Origin of the sequence: Calidithermus terrae, assembly GCF_003574345.1 — a bacterium.
Classification (GTDB): Bacteria; Deinococcota; Deinococci; order Deinococcales; family Thermaceae; genus Calidithermus; species Calidithermus chliarophilus.
Window position 1 is genome coordinate 1 of sequence record NZ_QXDL01000226.1, and the last position, 6,030, is coordinate 6,030.

Consider the following 6,030-nt stretch of genomic DNA (forward strand, 5'->3'; position numbering starts at 1 on the left):
TCACGTCCACCGTGATCTTGCGGGAGAGGTCGCCGCGGGCCACGGCGGTCGTGACCTCCGCGATGTTGCGCACCTGGGTCGTGAGGTTGGCGGCCAGCAGGTTGACGTTGTCGGTCAGGTCCTTCCACGTCCCCGCCACCCCCGGCACGATTGCCTGGCCGCCCAGCTTCCCCTCCGTGCCCACCTCGCGGGCGACGCGCGTCACCTCGGAGGCGAAGGAGCGGAGCTGGTCCACCATGGTGTTGATGGCCTCCTTGAGCTGCAGGATCTCGCCGCGCACGTCCACCGTGATCTTGCGGGAGAGGTCGCCGCTGGCGACGGCGATGGTCACCTCGGCGATGTTGCGCACCTGCGCGGTGAGGTTGGAGGCCATGGAGTTCACGCTCTCGGTGAGGTCCTTCCACACCCCGCTCACCCCGCCCACCTGGGCCTGGCCGCCGAGCTTGCCGTCGGTGCCCACCTCCCGCGCCACGCGCGTGACCTCGGAGGTGAACACCCCCAGCCGCTCGATCATGGTGTTGACGATGGTCGCCGAGCGCAGGAACTCCCCCTCCAGCGGCCGCCCCTCCACGTCGAGCCGCACGGTCTGGGTGAGGTCGCCCTGCGCCACGGCGGCGATGGCCCGCGTGACCTCGGCGGTCGGGCGCAGCAGGTCCTCGATGAGCATGTTGATCGAGGCCTCCATCTGGCCCCAGGCCCCGCGCGACTGGTCGAAGCGGGCCCGCTCGCGGACCTTACCCTCCTTGCCCACCACCTGCCCGACCCGGCTGAGCTCGAGCGCCATCTTCTGGTTGGCGGCGACGATGTCGTTGAAGGCGTCGGCGAGCTTGCCCTCGAGCCCGGTCCAGTCGCCCGGCAGCCGCACCGAGAAGTCGCCGTCCCGAACCGCCTGCAGCCCGCGCAACAGGATCCTCAGGTCGGGCGCAGGGCCCGCGTACGCCCGCCCCCCCGCCTCGACGCCCTCGACGTGATCCGTGGTCCCCGTAACGGCCTCTTCCATACCCGATACCCCCTGCATAACCTCCGTGCCGAAACCCCCCGCGGTCGCCCGCGCCGGTCTGCGCCCTGAAACGGGGTGGTTCGCGCGCCGCCCGAACCACCCCGACCTGCGGCCCCGGCTCGAGCCCCTCCGGACCAGCGCCGGGGCTCAGCCGGCCGACCCTCCGCTGTAGACGACGGTTTGCGGATAACCTCTCATTATCGAATATTTGATCCACACCAAGCTGATTGGCAGCTGAGTAGGGCCCGGGGGGCCCGCCGTTGCGCCGCCGTTGCGCCCGGGCGCTAGCCTCGAGCTGCCCGGCGGGCCCCTCACCGGGGGCCTCGGCGGCCGGGCAGATGGGGAGGTGTGCGTGAGCCGCTCGAGCCTGGCCGCGGCGCTCTCGGCGCTGGTCCCGGGCGGCGGCCAGCTCTTCACCGGCCACTACCCCCGCGGGCTGCTGGTCATGGCGGGGGCGCTGCTGCTGGGGGCGCTGTACGCCGGGGCCGCGGCCGCGTACCCCCCCGGCCCCCTCCCCGCGCAGCCGGCCGGGCCGCCGGCGGCGGTGGGGGCCTGCTTCGGGGCGGCCTTCCTGGCGCTGTGGGCGTGGAACGTCTACGACGCCTACTCCCTGGGCCGGGCCGCCGACGCCGCCTGAACGGCGGGCGCGGCCCGCAGCGCCGCCTCACGCGCCGCGGTAGACGCGCCCCTTCCAGCGCCGCGGCCCCCACAGCGCCCGCGCGTACACCGGCAGGAGCAGCAGGGGAGCCAGGGGGGTGAGCAGGGCGTAGGCCAGCGGGCCCCCGGCCTTGGCCTGGACCAACAGGCGCTCGAGCACCCCCGCCAGCCCCAGCAAGGGCTGGCCCAGCAGCCACGGGAGGGTGTAGGCGGCGAGGTGGTAGAAGGCCGAGGCCAGCAGCACGGCGCGGCTGCCGTGCAGGGGCAGGAAGTTCTTGCCGAAGCCCTCCACCGCCTCGAGGTAGCCGCGGTACATCCGCACCGACAGCAGCGGCCCGCCCAGCACCAGGTCGACCTTCATCCCCTGGGCCTTGGCGCGGCGGGCCAGGGCCACGTCCTCCAGCAGCGACCCCCTCACCGAGGCGTGGCCGCCCAGGGCGAGGTAGTCCTCCCGGCGCAGGGCGAGCACCTGGCCGTTGCTCGCGCCCGCCCAGGCGAAGGGGAGGCGCAGCAGGGGGTGGGGGAAGAAGGAGAGCAGGCCGTCGAGCACGAAGGGCACCACGGCGGCCTCGAGCACGCCCCCCGCCCTCTGGCGCGGCATCGCCGACAGCAGGCCGCCGCGGTAGCGCTCGAGCAGGGCGGCCAAGGCCCCCTCCTCCCAGCGCACGTCGGCGTCGGTGAAGACCAGCACCTCGCCCCGGGCGGATCGGGCGAGCTGGTGGCAGGCCCAGTTCTTGCCCACCCAGCCGGGGGGCAGCGGCTCGCCCCGCACCAGGCGCAGGCTTGGGTGCCGCGCGGCGAGGGCCTCGACCAGCTCCGGGGTGCCGTCTCGGGACTCGTCGTCGAGGACCACGACCTCCAGCGCCCCCTGGCGCAGGAGGCCGGGCAGGGCGTGGGGCAGGTTGGCGGCCTCGTCGCGCGCGGGGACCAGCAGGGAGACCGCGGGCGGGGCGGGGCGCCGCCCCGGGCGCAGCACCGGGAAGGCGAAGGCGTTGAGCAGCGCCACCAGGAGGCGCAGCGCCAGCAGCAGCAAGACCCCCTGCCAGAACCAGCTCATGGGCGGAAGAGGCGGCTGAGGCGGGCCATGCGCTCGTCCACGCCGCGGGCGCCGCGCAGGAGGGTCCGGAAGCCGGGCAGGGCCTCGCGGGGGTGGGTGCGGGCGTGCAGGGCGTCGAGCTCGGAGAGGGCGCGGGAGAGGCCGGCCTCGAGCGCGGCGGTGGCGGGCTCGACGGGCGGCCCCAGCAGCACGTAGGCCTCGGGGTGCTCCCACCCGCGCACGTAGACCCGCAGGGCCAGGGGCACCAGCGGCACCCCGGCCCGCGCGGCGAAGTAGGCGGCCCCCCGCTCCAGCGGACCCAGCCCGCCCTGCGGGCGCAGCGCCCCCTCGGGGAAGAGGGCCAGGCTCTCCCCTTCCCGCAGCGCCCGCAGGGCCGCGCGCAGCTCGTGGGTGCCCAGGGCCCCCAGCAGGCGCAGGAGGGGGAAGGCCTCGAGGTTCTCCCGCGCGACCATGACCCGGCCCGGGCGGCGGTGGGCCTGGAGGAGGGCGTAGGCGAGGTAGCCGTCGAAGAAGCTGTGGTGGTTGGCCGCCAGCACCACGGCTCCCCCCGGCAGCTCGCCGCGCAGGTAGACCCCGCGCAGCCGCCGCAGGCTCGCGTAGACCATGCGGCGCAGCACGGGGCGCAGGGCCCGGGCGAAGGGGCGGTCTTCCCTCATGCCCCCAGACTACCGGGACGGGAGGGCCGGCGGCTCAAGCGGGCTCCTGGGCGTGCTCGAGCGCGCCGCGGATGAGCTCGGTGACGTGGCGGTCCATCAGCCGGTAGTAGGCCATGCGCCCCTCCTTGCGGAAGGCCACCAGGCGCTCCTCCCGCAGCAGCCTCAGCTGGTGGCTCACCGCCGACTCGCTGGTGCCGGTGAGGGCGGCGAGGTCGCACACGCACAGCTCGGTGGTGGCCAGCGCGGCCAGGATGCGCAGCCGGGTGGGGTCGCTCACCGCCTTGAGCAGGCTGCTCGCGCGCGCCACGCGCGCCTCGTCGGGCACGGCCCGGCGGGCCTTCTCGAGGGCCTCGGGGTGGACGCCCCGCTCCTCGCAGGCGGCGGCTCGGTCTAAAGCGGTCGGCATCACGGCAACCTCGCCTCGAGTATGCCACAGTCCGTACGCCGCGGGCCGGCTAGCGGAAGCGCAGCAGCCGCAGCGAGTTCAGCGTGACCAGCGCGGTGGCGCCGGTGTCGGCCAGGACGGCGGGCCACAGCCCGGTGACGCCCAGCAGCGTGGTGGCGAGGAACACCGCCTTCAGGCCCAGCGCGAAGGCGATGTTCTGCGCCACGACCCGCGTCGTGCCCCGCGAAAGCCGCACCAGATCGGCCACCCCCCGCACCGAGCCCCCCAGCACGGCGGCGTCGGCGGTCTCGAGGGCCACGTCGGCGCCCCCTCCCATGGCGATGCCCACGTCGGCCCGGGCCAGGGCGGGCGCGTCGTTGATGCCGTCGCCCACCATCGCCACGGGGCGGCCCTGCCCCAGCTCGCCCACGGCGCGGAGCTTGTCTTCGGGCATCAGCTCGGCCCGCACCTCCAGGCCCAGCCCCTCGGCGACGGCCCCGGCCGTGCGGGCGTTGTCGCCGGTGAGCATCACACCCTCCACGCCCAGCTGCTTGAGCTGGCTCAAGGCCTCCCGCGCGTCGGGACGGGGCTCATCACGGATGGCGATAAAGCCCAGCAAGGCAGGAGGGTCCAGGAGCAGCACCACGGTCTTGCCCTGGAGCTCCATCGCCTCGACCTGCCCGGCCACCTCTGCGGCCAGGGGAGCGAGCTCGGCTGCGTACTTGGGCGAGCCGACCACCAGGGTTCGGCCCTGCACGATGGCTTGTGCCCCCTTGCCCTGGACGGCCTGCTGGTCGCCGGAAGGGGGCGCCGTGGCCCCCACCTCGTCGGCCTTCTCCACGATGGCTTTGGCCAGGGGGTGGGAGGAGCCCTGTTCGACCGCAGCGGCGAGGCCCAGCAGTTCGGCCTCGGAGCCTTCCAGGGCAACCACATCGATCACCCTGGGCTTGCCGGCGGTCAGGGTGCCGGTCTTGTCGAAGGCGACGGTGCGGACGCGGGCGAGGGTCTCCAGCACCGCGCCCCCCTTGATCAGCAGGCCCCGCCGCGCCCCCGCCGCGATGGCCGAGGTGATGGCCGCCGGCACCGAGAGCACCAGCGCGCAGGGGCAGCCGATGAGCAGCAGCGCCAGCGCCTTGTAGAGCCACTCGAGCCAGGCTCCGCCCAGGAACAGGGGGGGAACCACCGCGATCAAGGTCGCGATCGCCAGGACCCCAGGGGTGTAGTAGCGGCTGAAGCGGTCGATGAAGCGGGCGGTGGGGGCCTTGGACCCCTGGGCCTCCTCGACGAGGTGGATGATGCGGGCAATGGTGTTGTCGGAGGGGTCCTTGTCCACCCGCACGGCGAGCACCCCGTCGGCGTTGATGGAGCCGGCAAACACGCTGTCACCGGGGCCTTTGCTGACCGGCACCGACTCTCCAGTCACCGGCGAGTCGTCGAGGGCCGAGAACCCGCTCAGGATGGTGCCGTCGGCGGGGACCCGCCCGCCCGGGCGCACCTGCACCACCTGGCCCGCCCTCAGGCTGCCGGCGGGGACCTCGCGGGTGCGGATGCCCTCCCCTTCCCCCTCGAGGAGGAAGGCGGTCTTGGGGGCCAGGGCGGCTAGGGCTTTGATCCCTGCCCTGGCCCTTCCGGCAGCGATGCCTTCCAGCAGTTCGCCCACCGCGAACAGGAAGACCACCACCGCGGCCTCGGGGGCCTCGTCGATCACGACCGCGCCGATGGCGGCGATGGTGACCAGGGTGTTGATGCTGAAGGGGTTGCCCAGCCTCACCCCGGCCCAGGCCTTGCGGGCCAGCGGCCAGACCCCGATCAGGGTGGCAGCGATGTAGCCCCAGCGTGAAAGCTGCGGCTCGATAAAGCCGAAGACGAGGGCCGCCACCAGCAATACGCCGGTAGTGATCACCTCGCGCCCTTGGCGGGTGGCGTGCCAGGGCTTGTCCTCCAGCTCGTGGACGTGTTCGCCGTCCTGGGCCCTAGCCTCACCCCGGTCAGGGTGATGGGCGGCCTCTTCCGGGTGGGTATGGCTTTTGGTACCGTCCGGGACCCGCAGGGTGGGCTTATAGCCCAGGGAGCGTATCCTGGCCTCCAGGCTTTCCCTCGGCGTGACCGACTCGTCCAGGTTGAGCCGCAGCACCTGCGTGGTGAAGGCCACGCGGGGGTTAGACGCTCCGGGGGTGCGGTTCACCAGGGCCTCGATCTTGTTGGCGCAGTCGGCGCAGTCCATGCCCTCGACGAGGTAGCACAGTTCGGGGGCCTCCGGGGCGGGGTCCTGCAC

Annotated in this window: 6 protein-coding genes; 1 reads left to right on the forward strand and 5 read right to left on the reverse strand. The window is 73.8% G+C overall.

Features of this window, described 5'->3' with window-relative positions; genetic code table 11:
* A partial coding sequence (locus Mterra_RS17970) for a HAMP domain-containing protein (protein ID WP_119316398.1) occupies positions 1-1,000 on the reverse strand: 1,000 nt, incomplete at its 3' end.
* Positions 1,001-1,352: 352 nt separating this feature from the next.
* Between Mterra_RS17970 and Mterra_RS17975 the strand changes: the two genes are divergently transcribed.
* A complete protein-coding gene (locus Mterra_RS17975) occupies positions 1,353-1,637 on the forward strand; it encodes a hypothetical protein (protein WP_147372925.1) in 285 nt (94 codons plus the stop codon).
* A 27-nt stretch (positions 1,638-1,664) separates the two neighbouring features.
* Here Mterra_RS17975 and Mterra_RS17980 read toward each other — a convergent pair whose 3' ends face one another.
* The 4 genes from Mterra_RS17980 to Mterra_RS17995 all read right to left on the reverse strand — a co-directional run.
* Positions 1,665-2,714: a glycosyltransferase family 2 protein gene (locus Mterra_RS17980; protein WP_119316400.1), complete on the reverse strand. Its 1,050-nt coding sequence runs from the start codon at positions 2,712-2,714 to the stop codon at positions 1,665-1,667.
* Positions 2,711-3,370 (reverse strand): lysophospholipid acyltransferase family protein, encoded by a 660-nt coding sequence (locus Mterra_RS17985; protein WP_119316401.1) that lies wholly within the window; start codon positions 3,368-3,370, stop codon positions 2,711-2,713. The genes Mterra_RS17980 and Mterra_RS17985 overlap by 4 nt, the downstream gene beginning before the upstream one ends.
* Before the next feature lie 34 nt (positions 3,371-3,404).
* Positions 3,405-3,776, reverse strand: a complete 372-nt coding sequence (locus tag Mterra_RS17990; protein WP_119316402.1) for an ArsR/SmtB family transcription factor — start codon at positions 3,774-3,776, stop codon at positions 3,405-3,407.
* Between the two features lie 49 nt (positions 3,777-3,825).
* The coding region (locus tag Mterra_RS17995) for a heavy metal translocating P-type ATPase (protein WP_476727201.1) at positions 3,826-6,030 on the reverse strand (2,205 nt) is incomplete at its 5' end.

Excerpts from the sequence above, each read along its gene's own strand:
- Mterra_RS17980 (WP_119316400.1), bottom strand. The coding sequence starts at position 2,714 with ATGAGCTGGTTCTGGCAGGGGGTCTTGCTGCTGCTGGCGCTGCGCCTC.
- Mterra_RS17985 (WP_119316401.1), bottom strand. The coding sequence starts at position 3,370 with ATGAGGGAAGACCGCCCCTTCGCCCGGGCCCTGCGCCCCGTGCTGCGC.
- Mterra_RS17990 (WP_119316402.1), bottom strand. The coding sequence starts at position 3,776 with ATGCCGACCGCTTTAGACCGAGCCGCCGCCTGCGAGGAGCGGGGCGTC.